Genomic DNA, 19,377 nt, shown 5'->3' on the forward strand with positions numbered 1-19,377 from the left:
GCCCTCACCACGGCCGCCGTGTCCGTCAGGTCGGACACGACGCTCGCGGCCCCGGCCGCCCGCAGCGGTGCTCACGGTGTCGGACTCCGCTGCGGGTCAGGTGCCGGCGAGTTCGCGTGCGCCCTCAGCACGGACGTTCATGCAGGCCTGCCGCATCGCCTGCGCGACGTGTTCCCAGCCCGGTGTGCCGTCACCGATCTCGTGGAGGGCCGCCCGGACGGTGGCAACGATCTTCTGACCGGCGTCCGCCAGGTCGTCCGCCCGCACGTACATCGTGGCCGACACATCACCCGTGGCCAGCGCCGCGGTCACGTCGACGTCATGAATTGACGGGTCGGCTTCCTCCAGGTCCGCAAGCGCGTCCAGGAACTCCTCGACACGTGTCGCCATGTCGTCGACCTGAACGACGTCGACCTTCAGGCCAAGCTCCGCATAGAAGATCATCGGCGCTCCTCGTTCCAGCACGTACTATTACCGAGCTTCTTGAGAAGGTTCCGCTTGTAGCCAGGATCAGACGGCGTCAGCTTGACGGTCTTGAAATGCTTCTGTTCGCAAGGACACCAGAGCTTCCAGTACCGCTTGTCCCGCGTGATCCGCCATCCCTTCTCCCACGCCTGCTCAAGGACGTGGTCCAACTCCTTGTCCCGGTGCTTCGGTCGCGTCACAGACTCCGCCCGTCATTCTGAGTGTATGTACCCCACGCCGCACCATCCTAGAGCGAATCTGTAATCAAGCAGTAGCGAAACGTTACTCTCAAGCCGGGCTCGATGGTGAGCAAAGTCAGCCCGCGCCGCCGGTGTCGGTGGGGGGTCGTATGCTCGGCGGATTGTGGACGTCAAGGACATCCTGCGTGGTGGGCATGGGCTGCGGGACGCCGCGCGGGATCTGATCGCGGACGAGCGGCGGGCGCGGGGGGCCGTGCAGGAGGCCGTCGCGCCGTTGCGCGCGGAGAAGGCGCGGGCGCAGCTCGCGGGGATTCCGCTCGCGCGGCTGAAGGACGTCACCGGCGGGCGGCTGCGGCTCGGGCCGCTGGAGAACGCCGGGTACGCCACCGTCGGGGACGTCCTGGACAGCACCCCGTACCGGTTGCAGGCGCTGCCGGGCGTCGGGCCGCAGACGGCGGCGCAGCTCCACGCCGCCGCGCGGCAGATCGCGGACGCCGCCGAGCGGGCCGCGCCCGTCACGATCGGGGACGAACCCGACCGGGCGCTGCTCGTCGCGCTGCACCGCGTCGTCACCGCCGGACCCGACCTGGCCCGGGCACGCGGCGTCGCAGAACGGGTGGACGAGGAACTGTCGCCGCTCCTCGCGGACGCGCGCCCCGCGTCCCGCTGGTGGCTGCGCCTGGTCGCCGGACGCGCCCGCCGCGAACGCGCCGACGCCGCCGTCGCGGAGATCGCCGCGCTGCTGCGCCGCGAGGACGAGTCCCGCCTGCTGCTCGCGCAGACCTCCGTCGACCTGCTCCGCCCCGAGGCGGGCCCCGACGAGGCCCGCATCGACTACGAGCTGCGGGCCGCCGAGTACCAGACGGCGCTGGCCGAGATCGCGGCGCTGGTCCCCGACGGCGACGCCGCCGAAGGCCACCTCACCGACGACCTCGCCCGCCGCGTCCGCGCGCAGCCGCTCGACACCGCGCGGCTGCGCGTCGCGCTGCGCGGCTACCAGGAGTTCGGCGCCAAGTTCGCACTCGCCCAGGAACGCGTCATCCTCGGGGACGAGATGGGCCTCGGCAAGACCGTGCAGGCCCTCGCCGTCGCCGCGCACCTGGCCGAGCGGGGCCGCGAACGGGTGCTCGTGGCGTGCCCGGCGAGCGTTCTCATCAACTGGCTGCGCGAGATCGAGACGCACACCACGCTGACGCCGCACCCGGTGCACGGCCCGGGCCGCGCCGGGGCGCTCCGGGCGTGGGCGGCCAAGGGCGGCGTCGCCGTCACCACGCTCGACACCCTGCACGCGCTGCCCCCGCACCCGCTCGACCTGCTCGTCGTGGACGAGGCGCACTACGCCAAGAACCCCGCGACCCGCCGCGCGGGCGCCGTCCGCGCCTGGTGCGGCGACGCCGGACGCGTCCTGTTCCTCACCGGCACGCCGATGGAGAACCGCGTCGAGGAGTTCCGCACGCTGGTGGAGTACCTGCGGCCCGAGCTGCTGCCCGACATCCGGCACAGCGACGCCGCGATGGGCCCGCGCGCGTTCCGCGCCGCCGTCGGCCCCGCCTACCTGCGCCGCAACCAGCAGGACGTGCTGGTCGAGCTGCCCGACGTCGTCCGGGTGGACGAGTGGGAGGAGTTCAGCGCCGCCGACGCCCGCCACTACCGGGACGCCGTCCGCGACGGCGCGTTCATGGCGATGCGCCGCGCCGCCTACGCCGACGTCAAGCGGTCGGCGAAGCTGCGGCGGCTGGCCGAGCTGGTCGAGGAGGCTGCGGAGAACGAGCGCAAGGTGGTGATCTTCTCGTTCTTCCGGGACGTGCTGGACGCCGTCCGGCTCACCGTCGGCCGCGACGCGCACGGCCCGATCACCGGCAGCGTCCCCGCCGCCGACCGCCAGGCCGTCGTGGACGCGTTCGCCCGCGAGCCCGGCCACGCGGTGCTGCTCGCGCAGATCCAGGCGGGCGGGACGGGCCTGAACCTCCAGGCGGCGTCGGTGGTGATCCTGTGCGAGCCGCAGGTGAAACCGACGCTGGAGGCGCAGGCGGTCGGCCGCGCGCACCGGATGGGGCAGACCCGGTCGGTGCAGGTGCACCGGCTGCTGACGCCCGACAGCGTCGACCAGCGGATGCTGGAGATCCTGCGGCTCAAGCAGGGCCTGTTCGACGAGTACGCGCGCCGCAGCGACCTGGCCGAGTCCACGCCGGACGCGCTCGACATCTCCGAGGCGTTGCTCGCCGCCACGATCGTTTCGGAGGAGCAGGAACGCCTCGGATAGGGAAGACTCAGAACTTCCCGGACGTTCGCCCGGAAGAGTGACGACCCGCCCCAGGAGGCTCCCATGCCCAACGTTCGCGTCGAGCGCACCGACGACGGTTTCGAGGCCACCAACGACCGCGGCGGCCGGGTGGCGATCGGCGGCCCCGACGCCGAAGGCGTGTTCTCCCCGGTGGAACTGCTGCTCGCGGCGCTCGGCGGCTGCGAGCTGTTCTCCGTCGAACCGCTCACGTCCCAGCGGGGGCACCGGATGGTGCGTCTCGCGACGACCGTCACCGCCGACAAGATCGCGGCGAACGAGCTGGGCCCGATCACCATCACCTACGACGTGGAGCTGCCCCCGGGCGACGCGGCGTCCACCGCGAAGTCCGACGAGGTGCTGCGCGCGGTCGCGGCGCGCGTCTACGAGCAGTACTGCACGGTCGGCAACACGCTCAAGCGGCCGATGGAGGTGACCCAGGTCATCCCCTGACCGGGACTCCCCTCGTTCACCCCCGGGTCAAGGGTTTAACTCCACCGAAAGTCCGTACGTTCAAGCGCCGCTCTACTACTTCAGGTTGAGATGAAGACCGTTCGTCCCGCTGATCACAGCGGGCTGACCAAAGCGCAAAGATAAGGAGCATGGCCCCAATCGCCCCAGCTCCTCCCCGAGGCCGGGCCGCCCTCGCTCCCGTCGGCGGTGTCAAGGCGCCGCCGGTGTGGCGTGAGCTTCTGCTCATCGCGCTGTTCTACACCGGCTACACGCTGACCCGGCTCGTCCTCGTGCAGGACGGCACCGGCCCCGCCTTCGCCAACGCCGACCAGATCCTGTCGCTGGAGCGGTTCCTCGGCCTCGACGTCGAACGCGGTCTCAACGAGGGCCTGCTCGCCGTGCCCTGGCTGGCCCGCACCGCCAACATGTTCTACGCCGTCGCGCACTTCGCGGTCACGCTCGGCCTCGTCGTGTGGGTGTGGCGGCGGCGCCCGGCCGAGTACCGGTGGCTGCGCACGTCGCTGATGATCGCGACGGGCGCGGCGCTGGTCGGCTTCTGGCTCTACCCCCTCGCGCCGCCGCGCTTCCTGCACGAGGAGGGGTTCGTCGACCCGGTCGTCGCGCTGCACTCGATGGGCCTGTACGCGAGCGAGGCGTCCGGCACCCTCACCAACCAGTACGCGGCGATGCCGTCGATGCACGCCGGCTGGGCGCTGTGGTGCGGCTTCGTCGTGATCCGGCTCGCGACGCGGCGCCGCGCCCGCTGGCTCGCCGTGCTGTACCCGCTGACGACGATCTACGTCATCCTCGCGACCGCCAACCACTACGTGCTCGACGCCGTCGCGGGCGGGGCGCTGGTCGCCGCCGCGCTGGGCGTCTCCTGGTGGCTCTACGGCCGCAGCCGCGCCGCGGCCCCGCCGCCGCTGGTTCAGGTCACGCCGTAGAAGACCTGGTCGACGACGGCGCGGGCGCGGCGGGCGCGGCGCCGGTAGTCCTCCAGGAGTTCGCCGGTCGAGCCGTAGCCGAGGAGCTGGGTGATCGCGCTGCGCTCGCGGTGGTGGTCGGTGGGCAGCAGGTCGGACGCGCGGCCCCGCACCAGCATGATCGAGCCCCGGATGCGGGTGGCGAGCCGCCACGCCTCGGTCAGCGCCGCGGCGTCGCCCTCGTCCAGCAGGCGGGCCTGGACGGCCGCGTCGAGCGCGGCGAGCGTCCGCGTGGTGCGCAGCGCCGGGACCTCCGCCGCGTGCCGGAGCTGGAGGAGCTGCGCGACCCACTCCACGTCCGACAGGCCGCCCGGACCGAGCTTGGTGTGCAGGCGGCGTTCGACGCCGCGCGGCAGCCGCTCGGACTCCATCCGCGCCTTGAGCTGCCGGATCTTGCGGACGGCGTCGTCGTCGATGCCGTCCTCGGGCCAGCGGACGGGGTCGATCAGCGCCCGGAACTTCTCGCACAGCTCCGGGTCGCCGATGAGCGGGTCGGCGCGCAGCAGCGCCTGGCTCTCCCACGGCTCGGACCAGCGCGCGTAGTAGGCGGCGTAGGACGCCAGCGTCCGCACCAGCGGGCCCTGCCTGCCCTCCGGGCGCAGGTTCGCGTCGATCTCCAGCGGCGGGTCGGCGGCGGGCAGCGCGAGCAGCCGCCGCATCTCCTCCGCGACCGCCTTGGCGGCCTTGGCGGCGTCGGCCTCGGACGCGCCTGGCAGCGGGTCGTGCACGAACATGACGTCGGCGTCGCTGCCGTAGCCGAGTTCGTGGCCGCCGAACCGGCCCATCGCGACGATCGCCAGCCGGGTCGGCAGCGGCGTCCGCGCCTCCATCTCGATCTTGTTGCTCGCGGCGCGCAGCGCGGCCTCGATCGTCATCGTCGCGATGTCGGTCAGGCCGGTGCCGACGGTCTCGACGTCGGCGTAGTCGAGCAGGTCGGACACGGCGATGCGCAGCAGCTCGCGGCGCCGGACGCCCCGCACGGCCGCGACCGCGTCCTCGGCGGGGACGGCGCCGCTCCCCTCGGCGTGCCGCCGGACGGCCGCCAGCGCCTCGCCGCGCAGCGCCGTCAGCGGACGCGGTCTCAGCTCGGCGCGGCTCGTCAGCATCGTCACCGCCTCCGGCGCCCGCAGCAGCAGGTCGGTCGCGTAGCGGCTGGTGCCGAGGACGCACGCCATCCGCTCGGCGACCGTCACCTCGTCGCGCAGCAGCCGCAGGTACCAGGGGGTGGTGCCGAGCGCGTCGCTGACGCGGCGGAAGCCGAGCAGCCCGGCGTCGGGGTCGGGGGTGTCGGCGAACCAGCCGAGCATGACCGGCAGCAGCGTCCGCTGGATCGACGCGCGCCGCGACACCCCGGTCGTCAGCGCCTCGATGTGCCGTAGCGCGCCCGCCGGGTCGTGGTAGCCGAGCGCGACGAGCCGCGTCCGCGCCGCGTCGGGCGTCAGCCGCGCCTCGTCGCCGGGCAGGGCGGCGACGGCGCGCAGCAGCGGCCGGTAGAACAGCTTCTCGTGGATGCGCCGCACCTCGCGGGCGTGCCGCCGCCACAGCGCGGTGAACTCCTTGACGGGGTCGGCGCGCAGGCCGAGGGCGCGGCCGAGACGGCGCAGCCCGGCGTCTTCGTCGGGGACCAGGTGCGTGCGGCGCAGCCGGTGGAGCTGCACCAGGTGCTCGACGCGGCGCAGGAACCGGTACGCCGACGCGAGCGCGGCGGCGTCGTCGCGGCCCACGTAGCCGCGGCGCGACAGCGTCTCCAGCGCGTCGAGGGTGGCGGGGCTGCGCAGCGCGGTGTCGCCGCGGCCGTGCACGAGCTGGAGGAGCTGGACGCTGAACTCGACGTCGCGCAGCCCGCCCGGGCCGAGTTTGAGCTGCCGTTCGGCCTCGGCGGTGCGCTGGTTCAGGTCGGCCTCGACACGGCGCCGCATGTCCTGGATGTCCTCGACGAACTGCTCGCCGTCGGCGGCCTCCCAGACGAGCGGGGTGATCGTCTCCAGGTAGCGGGCGCCGAGCCCGGGGTCGCCCGCGAGCGGGCGCGCCTTCAGCAGCGCCTGGAACTCCCACGTCTTGGCCCACCGCTCGTAGTAGGCGCGGTGGCTGGCGAGGGTGCGGACGAGCGGCCCGGCCTTGCCCTCGGGGCGCAGCGCGGCGTCGACCTCCCACAGCGACCCCTCGACGGTGCTGGCCGAGCAGGCCCGCATCATCGCGGACGCGAGGCGGGTCGCGGTGCGCAGGGCGGCGTCCTCGGCGGTGCCGTCGCGGGCCTCGGCCACGAAGATGACGTCCACGTCGCTGACGTAGTTGAGTTCGCGGCCGCCCGCCTTGCCCATGCCGATGACGGCGAGGCGGCACCGGTCGTGGCCGTCGACCTCGGCGCGGGCGACGGCCAGGCCCGCCTCCAGCGCGGCGGCGGCCAGGTCCGCGAGTTCGGCGGCGACCTCGGCGACGTCGGCGGCGCCCGTCAGGTCGAGCCCGGCGAGCGCGAGGAGCTGCCGCCGGTACTCGGCGCGCAGCGCGACGAGGGTGCCGGGCCCGTGCCCGGACGCGACCGGGTCGGACGCTTCCGGGTCGGCGCCGACGGCGCGCAGCAGCGCGGTCCGCAGCTCGACGGCGCGCAGTTCCCGGGACGGCTCGATGTCGTCGTCACCGGGCAGTCCGGGCGCGGGGGCGAGCGGGCGCCCGATCGCGTCGTCGCGGAGCATCGTCCAGTGGCCGGGGTGGCGGGCGAGGTGGTCGGCGAGGGCGCCGCTGACGCCGAGGACGGCCAGCAGCCGTTCCCGCGTCCCGGGTTCCTTGCCGAGGGCGGCGCGCAGCTCGTCCGCGACGTCCGTCTCGGCGGCGGCGGCGAAGAGCCGCAGCAGCCCGGCGAGGGCGAGGTCGGGATCGGCGGTGCCGCCGAGCGCGGCGAGCAGTTCGTCGTCGGGAAGGGGCCCGCCGTCCTGCTCGGCCCCCGTCAGCAAACGCTCCGCGTTCCCCGCATCGGTGAACCCGAGCCGCGCCAGGCGCCCGATCAGGGAGGGTCTGCGTTCAGAAGTCCACGACTCGCTCACGACCTTTACCGTAACCCGCCACCCGCGCCCGCGCCCTCCGGACGCGAGCACGGAAGCGTCTCAATCTCCAAGCCCAGAAAACATCGCCCGAACGCCAGCCGTCACGGGTCAGGGCCCGCACCGCCGCAGAGGGCTTGATCATCCGGACCGAAGGGAGGATGATCAAGCCCTCTGCGGCGGTGCCAAAAGGGGCCCTGACCCCGCCGCGACGAAGTCGCGGCAAAGCAAACACAGCTCCCTGCACCCACCAGCCCCGCCGAACAACCGCGCCACGTCCCCGCAGACCCCGGCCCCGGCCTCACAGCACAGTGATCATCCGCTTCCGCTCGTACTCACTGACCTGCCCCCGGTAGTCCTCCCACTCCTGCCGCTTGTTGCGCAGGAAGAAGTCGAACACATGCTCCCCGAGCACGTCGGCCATCAGCTCACTGCGCTCCATGGCGTGAATCGCCTCATCAAGCGACTGCGGCAACGGCTCGATCCCGAGCGCACGACGTTCGGCCGGAGTCAGCGCCCAGACGTCGTCCTCCGCACCGGGAGGCAGTTCGTACCCCTCCTCGATGCCCTTCAGCCCGGCGCCGAGCATGGCGGCGAACGCCAGGTACGGGTTGGCGGCGGTGTCCAGCGCGCGGTACTCGACGCGGGTCGCGTGGCCCTTCTGCGGCTTGTACATGGGAACGCGCACCAGCGCGGACCGGTTGTTGTGCCCCCAGCAGATGTAGGACGGCGCCTCGCCGCCCGCGCCGGCGGCGTGCCCGACGCCGCCCCACAGCCGCTTGTAGGAGTTCACCCACTGGTTGGTGACGGCGGAGATCTCGGCGGCGTGCCGCAGCAGGCCCGCGATGAACGCGCGGCCGACCTTGGAGAGCTGGAACTCCGAGCCGGGCTCGTAGAAGGCGTTGCGGTCGCCCTCGAACAGCGACATGTGGGTGTGCATGCCCGAGCCGGGGTACTGCGTGAACGGCTTGGGCATGAACGACGCGAACACGCCCTGCTCCAGCGCGACCTCCTTCATGACGAGACGGAACGTCATGATGTTGTCGGCGGTGGTGAGCGCGTCGGCGTAGCGCAGGTCGATCTCCTGCTGGCCGGGGGCGCCCTCGTGGTGGCTGAACTCCACCGAGATGCCCATGGCCTCCAGCATCATGATCGCGTTGCGCCGGAAGTCGTGCGCCGCGCTGTGCGGGGTGTGGTCGAAGTAGCCGCCGGAGTCGACGGGGGTGGGTTCCCGGCCGTCCTCGGGGCGGTCGCGCAGCAGGAAGAACTCGATCTCGGGGTGGGTGTAGAACGTGAACCCGAGGTCGGCGGCGCGCGACAGCGCCCGCTTCAGCACGAAGCGCGGGTCGGCGTAGCTGGGGGTGCCGTCCGGCATGAGGATGTCGCAGAACATGCGGCCGACGCCGGGCGCCTCGCTCCGCCACGGCAGCACCTGGAACGTGGAGGGGTCGGGCTTGGCGATCATGTCGGCCTCGTAGACGCGCGCGAAGCCCTGGATGGCCGAGCCGTCGAAGCCGATGCCCTCGCCGAAGGCGCCCTCCAGTTCGGCGGGCGCGACCGCGACGGACTTCAGGAACCCGAGCACGTCGGTGAACCACAGCCGGATGAAGCGGATGTCGCGCTCCTCCAGCGTGCGGAGCACGAACTCCTGCTGACGGTCCAAAGCCTTCTCCCTCGGTGGTGCGACGCCGCCCGGCGCGTGCACACCGGACGTTCCGGGCCCTTCCCCGCCGTGGGCGGGGAGTAACGGAACCGGGTCCGTCCGGCGTGTCCGCGCTGGTCGGCAGGTACGCCTCGTGTGCAGTATGCCCCGTCGCTGTTACCGCGACGTTACGGACCGGTCCACGGTCCGGAGTCGCCCCGTGAACGCGGGAGCACCTGGGAGCGACCAGGACAAACTCTGCCATACGATCGCCGCTGCTCACAGCCGCGAGATCGCGCTTCATGCCTTACTCCGGGGCCTCCTTCCCGACGGTCCCGGCGGGCGCGCCCGCCGACGCCGGGTCCAGGACCCGGGCCAGGAACTCGCGCGTCCGGGCCTGCCGCGGCTCGCTGATCACCTGCGCGGCGGGGCCCTCCTCGACCACGACGCCGCCGTCCAGGAAGATCACGCGGTCCGCGACCTCGCGGGCGAAACTCATCTCGTGCGTGACGACGAGCATCGTCATGCCGTCCTCGGCCAGCGTCCGCATGACGGCCAGGACGTCCCCGACCAGCTCGGGGTCCAGCGCGGAGGTCGGCTCGTCGAACAGCATCACCGACGGGTCCATCGCCAGCGCCCGCGCGATGGCGACGCGCTGCTGCTGGCCGCCGGACAGCCGGGCCGGGTAGGCGTCCTCGCGTCCGGCCAGGCCGACGCGGGCCAGGTTCTCGCGGGCGATCCGCGCCGCCTCGTCCTTGTCCCGTCTGAGCACCTTGCGCTGGGCCACGGTGACGTTGCCGAGCGCGGTGAGGTGCGGGAACAGGTTGAACTGCTGGAACACCATGCCGATCCCGATGCGGATCGCGTCCAGGTTCGCGTCGGGATGGGTGATCTCGTCGCCGTTGACGCGGATCGTCCCGCCGGTGGGCTCCTCCAGCAGGTTCACGCACCGCAGCAGCGTCGACTTGCCCGACCCGGACGGGCCGATGACGCACACCACCTCGCCGGACCGGACGGTCAGGTCGATGCCGCGCAGCACCTCGTCGGCGCCGAACGCCTTGCGCAGCCCCTCGATCTCGATCGCCGTCCCGCTCATCGCTGCCCCCTGCGCTGCCGCGTCTCCAGCCGCCGGGCCAGGTAGCCCAGCGGGATCGTCACCAGCAGGTAGCACAGGCCCGCGACGACGATCGGCGTCGTGTTGCCCTTCTCGCTCGCCAGGTCCTGCCCGAATTTCGCCAGCTCCCGCTCGTTGAGCGAGACGCCGATGAACAGCGCCAGCGACGAGTCCTTGAACAGCAGCACCAGTTCGTTGGTCAGCGGCGGGATCACCACCCGGAACGCCTGCGGGATGATGATCGTCCGCATGGCGCGGGCGCGGGACATGCCGAGCGACCGCGCCGCCTCCATCTGGCCGCGCGGCACCGCCTCGATGCCCGCCCGGATCGTCTCGGCCATGTACGCGGCCGAGACGAGCGCGAGCGCCAGCGCCGCCTGCCCGTAGACGCCGCCCGGCAGGTTCGTGCCGGGGAACGCCAGCGGGACGCCGACCCCCACGAAGATGAAGATCAGCAGCGCGGGCAGCCCCCGGAACACCTCGATGTAGATCATCGCGGTCCACCGGTAGGGGCCCGCCGACGACAGCCGCATCAGCGCCAGCACGAGCCCGGCCACCAGGCCGAGCACGAACCCGGTGACCGTGTAGATCACGGTGTTGCGCAGGCCGACCGTGATGATCTCGGGGAACAGGTCGCCGACGACGTCGAGGTTGAGGAAGTTGACCCGCAGCGACTCCCAGTCGGCGAGCAGCGCGACGGCGACGATGACGCCGAGGAACAGCGCGTACTCGCCGCCGAGGATGAGGCGGCGCCGCTGCCGGCGGGTCAGCCCGCCGGCGGCGGGGGCGCCTTGGCCCGTTTCGGACGACGCCGTCACGTCACCCGTCCTCGGGCATCGGGCCGATCCACTTCTCGTAGATCGTCTTGTAGGTGCCGTCCTGGCGGGCCTGCCCGACGACCTCGTTGATGGTCTTCAGCAGCTCGGGGTTCTGGGCCTTGCGGACGGCGAAGCCGTACTGCTCGCCGGTGTCGAACTGCCCGGCGACCGCGTAGGCGGCGTTGTCGGCCGACTTCAGCCAGCCCTGGATGACCGGGTAGTCCAGGATGACGGCCTCGACGCGCTTGGTGCGCAGGCCGTTGAGCAGCGCCGCCGAGTCCTTGAACGAGATCGAGTCGACGCCCTTGCCGCGCGCGTACTCCTCGCCCGTCGTGGACGCCTGCGTGCCGACCTTGACGCCGGACGCCTTGAGGTCCTCGATCGTCTTCCACTCCTTGCCCTTGGCCGCCATCACGGCCTGGGTGGCGTCGAAGTACGGCTGGGAGAAGTCGATGAACTTGGCGCGGTCCGGCTTGATCGTCATGCCGGCGGCGGCGACGTCGCACTTGCCCGCGTTGAGCGCCGACCCCGTCTTGATCGTCTCGAACGGCGTGTCGATGATCTCCTGCTTGACGCCGAGCTTCTTGGCGACCAGGTCGATGAGGTCGACGTCGAAGCCGACGACCTTGCCACCCTGCTCGGACTGGAACGGCGGGTACGGCAGGTGGGTGCAGGTGGTGATCTGGCCGGCCTTGACCAGCTTGGCGCCCTGCACGGTGGCGTTCTCGTCGCCGCCACCGCCGCAGGCGGTGAGGGTGGCCGCCAGCAGGGTGCCGAGCACCGCGGAAAGGGTGGTCCGTCGGGACACGGGGGTCCTCCTTAGAGTGAAGATCAGCAAAGAGTGCCACGTCGACCGTCTTCATGCCCGGCTCGCCCCCGTCTTGCCCTCTTTCCCGAAAGTTGACGTGGCGTTCCCGCGAGCCTCCACCGGAAGATCATTAGCGTGGTGGGTGCCGTGAACGTCACACTTCTGCACTCCCTCACCGACCGGGTGGCCGCGCAGGCCCCCGCGTCCGGCCTGCACGCCGACGTGCGGGCGCTCGGCGAGCGCGTGGACGGCTGGGCGCGCGGCCGGGGCCTGCTGCTCGGCGACCCGGACGCCTGCGCGCTCGGCCGGGCCCGGTTCGGCCGGCTCGCCGCGCGCATCTTCCCGGCGGCCGACCCCGGGCGCGTCGAGCTGTTCGGCCGCTGGCTCACCTGGACGTTCGCGCTGGACGACGTCCTGGACGCCGACGGGCTCGGCGGCAGCGCGAACGCCGTGCACATCCTGTACGGCGACCTGCTGGCGGCGCTGCGGCGGGGACGGGCCCGTCCCGGGGCGCGCCCGCTGGAGGCGGCCCTGCTGGAGCTGTGGGACGCGACCGGCGCCGGGATGAGCCGGGAGTGGCGGCGCCGGTTCCTCGCCCACATGGAGGACCACCGGACGGGCTGCGCGCAGGAGGCCGTGCACCGCCGGCTGGGCGAGATGCCCACGCTCGCGGAGTTCCCGGCGCTGCGGCGGCGCGCGTGCGGGCCGTTCCTCGCGGATCTCGTCGAGCCGGTGCTGGGCGTCGAACTGCCGCTCCGGGTGCTGGCGACGCCGCTGTGGAAGGACCTGGTGGAGGCGTCGGCCGACATGGTGGCGTGGTCGAACGACCTGGCCTCGCACGTCGCGGAGACGGCGCGCGGCGACGTCCACGACCACGTGACGGTGATGAACGTCGCGTACGGCTTCACGTCGGCGCAGTCCGAGGAGCTGGTCGCGGACCGGGTCGCGCTGCGCGGCGCGGACCTGGCCGAGTCCGTCCGGACGCTGCCCGCCGCGACGACCCGGCTGGGCCTGGACGAGACCGGGCGCGCGAGCGTCCTGGCCGTCGCCGACGCGCTGCACACGGCCCCCCGCGCCCACCTGGAATGGCTCACCGAGTCCGGCCGCTACGCGGCCCCGGCCGCCCGCCCCCCGTCCCGCCTGGACGCCTTGGCCTCCCTGCGCTGACCCGCGCGGTGAGGGCGTCGCCGGCGGGGGTGCGGGTGTAGAGGACGCGGCGGCCGAGGCGGTGGGCGGTGACCAGGCCGTTGGCGCGCAGGACGGCGAGGTGCTGGCTGACGGCGGCGGGGGTGACGGAGAGGCGGCGGGCCAGGTCGGTCGTCGTGGCGGGCAGGGCGAGGGCCGTCAGGAGCGTCGCGCGGGTGCGGCCGACGAGGGCGGCGAGCGCGCCGGGCGCCGGGGGCGCCGACGACTCCCACAGCGTCGCGACGCCGGTCGGGGGGTAGCTGAGCATCGGCTGGTACGGCGGCACCATCACCGAGACGCGCGGCCACACGAACACGCTCGGCACGAGCAGCAGCCCGCGTCCGCGCAGCGCGGCCCGCCGCGACCAGGGGCGTTCGACGCGCAGCACGCCGTCGCGCCACGTCACCGCCGGGTGCAGGTCCGCGAAGACGCCCTCGGCGCCGAGGGTGGTCAGGGCGCGGGCGCGGCGCAGCACGTCGCCTTCGAGCAGGTCGCGCATGCGGGTCCAGTGCGGGGCCAGCGCCGCGTGCCAGTAGCGCTCCAGGGCGGCGGCGACGGTGTCGCGGAACGCGGCCGGATCGGGGACGGCGAGCGGCCGGTCCAGCACCGCCAGTTCGGCCGCGACCGTCTCCGGCGGCGTCGCCCGGACGAGGGCGAGTTCGGCGGCGACGTCCGGCAGCGGGCCGTCCGGCGGCGGCGTCAGGAAGTCCGGGATGTAGCCGTTCGCGGGGGCCAGTGCCCGCAGCTCCCCGATCCCGAGGCCCGCCAGGCGCGGCCGGACCGCGCGCAGCCACGGCAGGTGCAGCGCCCTGCCCGACGGGTCGGCCAGCACCCGCAGGCTGTGCACCGCCTCCCACAGCGGCGAGAACGCGAACCGCACGCGCATCGCGTCGTCGGCTCCGAACTCGAACTCCACCACCGGCGACTCTCCCCTGACCACGTCCTTTAAGCCCACGCTAAAGGAATCGACGCGGTGCCCGCGCGCCCCGACGATGGGCGGGTGACGACGTTGACGAAACCCGCTCCCCCCGGCTTCCTGCGGTCGCGCGTCGGCGGCCTGCCGCGCGTGTTCTGGGTGCTGTGGGGCGGCACGTTCCTCAGCCGCCTCGGCGCCATGGTCGCGCCGTTCCTCGGGCTCTACCTCGTGACCGTGCGCGGCCTGTCGCTCGGGCAGTCCGGCGTCGTCATGGCCGTCCTCGGCGTCGGGACGCTGGCCGGGCAGGTGCTCGGCGGCGTCCTCGCGGACCGGGTGGGACGCCGGTTCACGCTGACGCTCGCCACCATCGCGTCGGGCGCCGCCATGATCGCGCTCGGCTACGCGGCGACGTTCCCGCTCCTGCTCGCGGCGGCGCTCGCCCTCGGCCTGTTCATGGACATGCACCGGCCCGCCGCGCAGGCCGTCGTCGGTGACATCGTCCCCGCCGCCGACCGGCCGCGCGCGTTCGGGCTGCTGTTCTGGGCGATCAACTTCGGTTACGCCGTCGCGATGGTCACCGGCGGCACGCTGGCCGAGCGCGGCTTCCTGTGGCTGTTCTGGATCAACGCCGCCGTCTGCGCCGCCTACGGCCTGCTGGTCTGGCGGGCCGTGCCCGAGACCCGGCCGCCGTACGTGCCGGGCGGGCCCGGGTTCCGCGCGGTGCTGCGCGACCGCGTCATGGTCGTCTACTGCCTGCTGACGCTGGTGTTCACGCTCGTCCTCATGCAGTGCATGACGACGATGCCGCTGGCGATGCGCGCGGACGGGCTGTCGGCGCGCGCCTACGGCCTGGTCGTCGCCGCGAACGGCGTGCTCATCGTGCTCGTGCAGCCGCTGGTGACGGCGTGGCTGAGCCGCCGGGACTCCTCCCGCGTGATGGCCGCCGGGTGCGCGCTCGTCGGCGTCGGATACGGGCTGACCGCGCTGTTCGACTCGTTCGCCGGATACGCCGTGGCGGTGGTGGTGTGGACGGCGGGTGAGATCGTCGCCGCGACCGTCGTCCAGGCGATCGTCGCGGACCTGGCGCCGCCGGACCTGCGCGGCCGGTACAACGCCGTCTACGGGCTGGCGTGGTCGGGCGGCTTCATGCTCGCGCCGATCCTCGGCACCCGGCTGCTGGAGCGGGGCACGTCGGTGCTGTGGCTGACGTGCCTGGCGCTCGGGCTGCTCGCGGCGGCCGGGCAGCTCGCGCTGCGTCCGGCCGTCCGGCGGCGCCACTTGTCGTCAGTTTGACGATACTCGGGCGGTGTCGTCTAGGCTTGATCGCGTGGCACAGCTCCGGATCGCGCTCGCGCAAGTTGACCCGACCGTCGGTGACCTCGACGGCAACGCCGACCTCATCGTGGAGTGGTCCCGCCGGGCCGCCGACGCCGGCGCGCACCTGGTCGCGTTCCCCGAGATGATGCTGACCGGCTACCCGGTCGAGGACCTCGCGCTGCGGTCGTCGTTCGTGGACGCCTCCCGGCGCGCGCTCGAACGCGTCGCGCGGCGCCTCGCCGACGAGGGCCTGGGCGACCTGCCCGTCGTCACCGGCCACCTCGACCGGCGCACCGTCGGGCTCGTCCGCGCCGGGCAGCCCGCCGGATCGCCGCTGGACGGCGCCGCCTGGCTCGTCGGCGGCGAGGTGCTGGTGCGGTCGGCCAAGCACCACCTGCCGAACTACGGCGTGTTCGACGAGTACCGCATCTTCGTGCGCGGCGACCGGCTGCCCGTCGTCCGCGTGCACGGCGTCGACGTCGCCACCGCCGTCTGCGAGGACCTGTGGCAGGACGGCGGGCCCGTCAGCGTCACCGGGAGTGCGCGGGCCGGGCTGCTGCTGGTGATCAACGCCTCACCGTACGAGCGCGACAAGGACGACACCCGCCTCGACCTGTGCGCCGAGCGCGCCCGCGAGGCCGGGTGCGCGCTCGCCTACGTCAACATGGTCGGCGGGCAGGACGAGCTGGTCTTCGACGGCGACTCGCTGATCGTCGGCGCGGACGGCGCCCTGCTGGCGCGGGCACCCCAGTTCGAGGAGCACCTGCTCGTCACCGACCTCGACCTGCCCGGCGCCGTCGCCCCCGCCGAACCCGCCCGCACCCCCGTCGACGCGCTCGACGGCACGACGATCACCGTGGAGCGGTACGTCCTCCAGGACGCGCCGCTGCCCGCCTACGACGCCGCGGCGCCGGAGGTCAGCGAGCCGCTGCCCGGCCTGGCCGAGGTGTACGGCGCGCTCGTGCTCGGCACCCGCGACTACGTCCGTAAGAACGGCTTCCGGTCGGTGATCCTCGGCCTGTCCGGCGGCATCGACTCGGCGCTCGTCGCGACGATCGCGTCCGACGCGATCGGCCCCGACCGCGTGCACGCGGTGCTGCTGCCGTCCCGCTACTCGACCGGGCACTCGGTGAGCGACGCGGAGGATCTCGTCGACCGGCAGGGCATCCACGCCCGGATCGTGCCGATCGGCGGCATGGTGGACGCGTTCGAGGCCGTCCTGGACCTCGACGGCCTCGCCGAGGAGAACCTTCAGGCGCGCATCCGCGCGAACGTCTGGATGGGCCTGTCGAACCAGGACGGGCACCTCGTCCTGACGGGCGGCAACAAGAGCGAGCTGGCCACCGGCTACTCCACCCTCTACGGCGACTCGGCGGGCGGCTTCGCCCCCATCAAGGACCTGGTCAAGACGATGGTCTGGGCGCTGGCGCGCTGGCGCAACTCCGCCGTCGGCGCCGACCACGCCTTCCTGCACCCGTTCGCCCGCGAGCCGATCCCCGAGTCGATCATCGTCAAGGAGCCGTCGGCCGAACTCCGCCCCGGCCAGAAGGACCGCGACACCCTCCCGTCCTACGACGTCCTCGACCCGCTGCTCATCGACTACGTCGAGAACGACCTGGGCCACGACGCCCTCATCAAGGCCGGCCACGACGCCCCGCTGGTCGAACGCGTCATCCGCATGGTCGACCTGGCCGAGTACAAACGCCGCCAGTACCCCCCGGGCCCCAAGATCACCCCGAAGAACTTCGGCCGCGACCGCCGGGTCCCCATCACCAACCGCTGGCGCGAACCCGCCTCCGACACCTGACGGGCCCTTCCCGGTCGGGTCGCGCGATCAGTCGACTCGGTGGTGGTGTTCGCCGGGCCAGGCGGGGATGGGGTCGGTGGGGGTGGGGTCCAGGCCGGGGACGAGCTGTTCGCACCAGACGACCTTGCCGGTGGCGGTGCGGCGGGTGCCCCAGCGGTCGGCGAGCTGGCTGACGACCAGGAGGCCGCGGCCGCCCTCCTCGTCGTCGGTGGCGTGGCGGAGGCGCGGCAGGGCGGCCGAGCCGTCGCGGACCTCGCAGATCAGCGAGCGCTCCAGGATGAGGCGGAGTTCGATGGGGCCCTTGGACTGGGCGTAGCGCATCGCGTTGGTGATCAGCTCGGAGGTGAGCAGCTCCGTCGTGTACGTGAGGTCGTCCAGGTCCCACGTCTGGAGCTGGCTGCGGACCAGGCCGCGTGCGCGGCGGACGGCGGCCGGGTCGGCCGGGAGCGTCCAGGAGACGCAGCGGCCCTCGGGGAGGCGGCGGAAGCGGGAGATGAGGACGGCGATGTCGTCGCGGTGGTGGTCGCCGTAGACGCCCGCCAGCGTCGCCTTCGCCATGTCCTCCATGGACCGGGTGGCGGTGTCGGGGCCGAACACCGCGTTCAGCCCGGCGAGGCCGTCGTCGATGTCGCGGCCCCGGTTCTCCACCAGGCCGTCGGTGTAGATGACGAAGACGCTGCCGTCCTCGACGGAGAATTCGCGGCTCTCGATCGCCGCGCCGCCCGACACGCCGAGCGGCGGCGCGGGCGGGATCGTCAGGTACTCCCCCGGCCCGCCGGGACGCACCAGCAGCGGCGGCAGGTGCCCCGCCGACGCGATCTCCAGCGTGCCGGACGTCGCGTCGTACACCGCGTACACGCAGGTGGCGAAGTGCGGTTCCTGCTCGCCCAGCTCGATCATCAGCTCGTGCATGACGTGCAGCGCGTCGGCGGGCGGAAGCTCCAGGTTGGCGAGCGTGTGCAGCGCCGTGCGCAGCCGTCCCATCGTGACGGCGGCCTTCACGCCGTGCCCCGCGACGTCCCCGACGATCAGCGCGACGCGGGCGCCCGGCAGCGCGATCGACTCGTACCAGTCGCCGCCGACCTCGACGAGCTTGCTGCCCGGCAGGTAGCGGTGCCGCACCTCGACGGTGGTCGGCGCGGTGAGCCGGTGCGGCAGCAGGCTGCGCTGGAGGGCGAGCGCGGTGGCGCGCTCGCGGCTGAACCGGCGCGCGTTGTCGACGACGATCGCGGCCCGCGCCGCGAAGTCCATGCCGATCTCGACGTCGTAGGCGTCGAACCGCCGGAAGCCGGACACGCGCGTGCAGGCGATGAAGCCGAGCAGCGTGTCGCGGGCGACGAGCGGCAGCAGCACCATCGACGCACCGTCGAGCAGTTCGCTGGCGGGTTCGCGCCGCCAGCGGCGGCCGATGTCGTCGGCCAGCTCGCTCTCGATGTGCCGCAGGTGGACGGGCCGCGCCGTCTCCAGTACCTCGCGGTACGGGGTTCCCTCGGGGAAGACCAGCACCTCGCCGACGGGGAACGTGGCCGTCCAGCGGGGGTCGCCGTCGTCGGAGGTGACGGCGAGGCGCCGCAGCACCGCCGACCCGGCCTCGGCGTGCACCTCGTCGGCCGCGACGAGGCTCTCCAGCACCAGCACCGACGCCGCGTTGCAGTAGTGCGGGACGATCACGTCGACGAGGCCCTTGGCGCTCTGGTCGAGGTCGAGCGAGGCGCCGAAGCGGGTGAGCTGGTCGTCCATGAGGGCGCGGCGCATGAGGGCCGGGTCTTGATAGCGCTCGCTCGGCGGCAGCGCGACCCGGACGAACAGCAGCCCGGCGGGCCCGACCGCGCTCGCGCCGACCATCGGCTGCGCGGTGACGACGGCGTCGGTGGTGGAGCCGTCGTCCCGGCGCACCGCGATCACGTTGGTGCGTTCCTGCCCGGCGGCCAGCGCCTCCAGCAGGGTGTCGAGGTCGGCGCGCGTCTCGGGCTTGGCCTGGCCGTGCAGCAGCGCGGCGGCGGGTTCGCCGATCAGCTCCTGCGACGGACGGCCCAGCACCGACGCGGCGTTCGGCCCGCACTGGACGATGCGACCGTCGCCGCCGACCCCGAGCACGAGTGTGCGCGAAGCCGAGTCGCTGGTCGGCGCGTCGCCCCGCGGGGCCATCACGGATCTCACCTGGCGCGCTCCCACAGCCTGTCGTCGGACCACTCCCCCGCGCCAGTATGAGGCATCACGACCCCCGAGGGGAGAAGATCACGACTCCTTGTGAAAATCGGGTGGTCAGGGACGCCGGGAATCCCCGGGGGTATCCGAAACGTTCCTGTAATGGCACGATCGAGGGGTCTGGGTACGCCACCGTGGCGCC

General features: G+C 73.1%; 14 protein-coding genes. 6 read left to right on the forward strand and 8 right to left on the reverse strand.

Annotated features, from left to right (window positions below; translation table 11 throughout):
* Positions 1-96: 96 nt before the first annotated feature.
* Positions 97-444: a hypothetical protein gene (locus tag C229_RS32740; RefSeq protein WP_018654904.1), complete on the reverse strand. Its 348-nt coding sequence runs from the start codon at positions 442-444 to the stop codon at positions 97-99.
* Positions 445-828: 384 nt separating this feature from the next.
* Between C229_RS32740 and C229_RS35750 the strand changes: the two genes are divergently transcribed.
* From C229_RS35750 to C229_RS30105, 3 genes are all read left to right on the forward strand, one after another.
* Positions 829-2,928, forward strand: coding sequence for a DEAD/DEAH box helicase (locus C229_RS35750; protein WP_018654905.1), 2,100 nt, complete (start codon positions 829-831; stop codon positions 2,926-2,928).
* A 63-nt stretch (positions 2,929-2,991) separates the two neighbouring features.
* Positions 2,992-3,399 (forward strand): OsmC family protein, encoded by a 408-nt coding sequence (locus tag C229_RS0109880; RefSeq protein ID WP_018654906.1) that lies wholly within the window; start codon positions 2,992-2,994, stop codon positions 3,397-3,399.
* A 224-nt stretch (positions 3,400-3,623) separates the two neighbouring features.
* Positions 3,624-4,343, forward strand: coding sequence for a phosphatase PAP2 family protein (locus C229_RS30105; protein ID WP_018654907.1), 720 nt, complete (start codon positions 3,624-3,626; stop codon positions 4,341-4,343).
* Here C229_RS30105 and C229_RS0109890 read toward each other — a convergent pair.
* The 5 genes from C229_RS0109890 to C229_RS0109910 form a co-directional block, all read right to left on the reverse strand.
* Entirely contained in the window at positions 4,328-7,423 is a 3,096-nt protein-coding gene (locus tag C229_RS0109890) for a bifunctional [glutamine synthetase] adenylyltransferase/[glutamine synthetase]-adenylyl-L-tyrosine phosphorylase (protein ID WP_081639820.1), read from the reverse strand. The genes C229_RS30105 and C229_RS0109890 overlap by 16 nt on opposite strands.
* 298 nt (positions 7,424-7,721) lie before the next feature.
* Positions 7,722-9,083, reverse strand: coding sequence for a type I glutamate--ammonia ligase (glnA, locus tag C229_RS0109895; RefSeq protein ID WP_018654909.1), 1,362 nt, complete (start codon positions 9,081-9,083; stop codon positions 7,722-7,724).
* 286 nt (positions 9,084-9,369) lie between these two features.
* Positions 9,370-10,158: an amino acid ABC transporter ATP-binding protein gene (locus tag C229_RS0109900; protein ID WP_018654910.1), complete on the reverse strand. Its 789-nt coding sequence runs from the start codon at positions 10,156-10,158 to the stop codon at positions 9,370-9,372.
* Positions 10,155-10,994 carry an amino acid ABC transporter permease gene (locus C229_RS0109905; RefSeq protein WP_018654911.1) on the reverse strand — a complete coding sequence of 280 codons (840 nt, stop codon included), beginning with the start codon at positions 10,992-10,994 and terminating at the stop codon, positions 10,155-10,157. Before C229_RS0109905 ends, C229_RS0109900 begins: the two co-directional genes overlap by 4 nt.
* 1 nt (position 10,995) lies before the next feature.
* The gene (locus C229_RS0109910; RefSeq protein ID WP_026313629.1) at positions 10,996-11,802 is read right to left on the reverse strand and encodes an ABC transporter substrate-binding protein; all 807 of its coding nucleotides are present in this window, start codon (positions 11,800-11,802) and stop codon (positions 10,996-10,998) included.
* 147 nt (positions 11,803-11,949) lie between these two features.
* On the opposite strand from C229_RS0109910, the gene C229_RS0109915 reads away from it, so the two are divergent.
* Complete coding sequence (locus C229_RS0109915) at positions 11,950-12,969, forward strand: terpene synthase family protein (protein WP_018654913.1); 1,020 nt, start codon at positions 11,950-11,952, stop codon at positions 12,967-12,969.
* Here the strand turns inward: C229_RS0109915 and C229_RS0109920 are convergent.
* A complete protein-coding gene (locus C229_RS0109920) occupies positions 12,893-13,906 on the reverse strand; it encodes an ArsR/SmtB family transcription factor (RefSeq protein WP_018654914.1) in 1,014 nt (337 codons plus the stop codon). The genes C229_RS0109915 and C229_RS0109920 overlap by 77 nt on opposite strands.
* 81 nt (positions 13,907-13,987) lie before the next feature.
* Between C229_RS0109920 and C229_RS0109925 the strand changes: the two genes are divergently transcribed.
* Both C229_RS0109925 and C229_RS0109930 read left to right on the forward strand, forming a co-directional pair.
* Complete coding sequence (locus C229_RS0109925) at positions 13,988-15,196, forward strand: MDR family MFS transporter (protein WP_018654915.1); 1,209 nt, start codon at positions 13,988-13,990, stop codon at positions 15,194-15,196.
* 34 nt (positions 15,197-15,230) lie between these two features.
* On the forward strand, positions 15,231-17,027 hold the full coding sequence (locus tag C229_RS0109930) for an NAD+ synthase (RefSeq protein ID WP_018654916.1): 1,797 nt from the start codon (positions 15,231-15,233) through the stop codon (positions 17,025-17,027).
* Positions 17,028-17,054: 27 nt separating this feature from the next.
* Here C229_RS0109930 and C229_RS0109935 read toward each other — a convergent pair whose 3' ends face one another.
* Positions 17,055-19,175: a SpoIIE family protein phosphatase gene (locus C229_RS0109935; RefSeq protein ID WP_018654917.1), complete on the reverse strand. Its 2,121-nt coding sequence runs from the start codon at positions 19,173-19,175 to the stop codon at positions 17,055-17,057.
* Between the last annotated feature and the right edge of the window lie 202 nt (positions 19,176-19,377).

It is taken from the genome of Actinomadura flavalba DSM 45200, assembly GCF_000374305.1.
In the GTDB taxonomy this organism is placed as follows: Bacteria; Actinomycetota; Actinomycetes; order Streptosporangiales; family Streptosporangiaceae; genus Spirillospora; species Spirillospora flavalba.

What these genes read in the sequence shown, in the direction of transcription:
- C229_RS0109900 (WP_018654910.1), bottom strand. Translation starts at nt 10,158, where the DNA reads ATGAGCGGGACGGCGATCGAGATCGAGGGGCTGCGCAAGGCGTTCGGC.
- C229_RS32740 (WP_018654904.1), bottom strand. Translation starts at nt 444, where the DNA reads ATGATCTTCTATGCGGAGCTTGGCCTGAAGGTCGACGTCGTTCAGGTC.
- C229_RS0109935 (WP_018654917.1), bottom strand. Translation starts at nt 19,175, where the DNA reads ATGGCCCCGCGGGGCGACGCGCCGACCAGCGACTCGGCTTCGCGCACA.
- C229_RS0109880 (WP_018654906.1), top strand. Translation starts at nt 2,992, where the DNA reads ATGCCCAACGTTCGCGTCGAGCGCACCGACGACGGTTTCGAGGCCACC.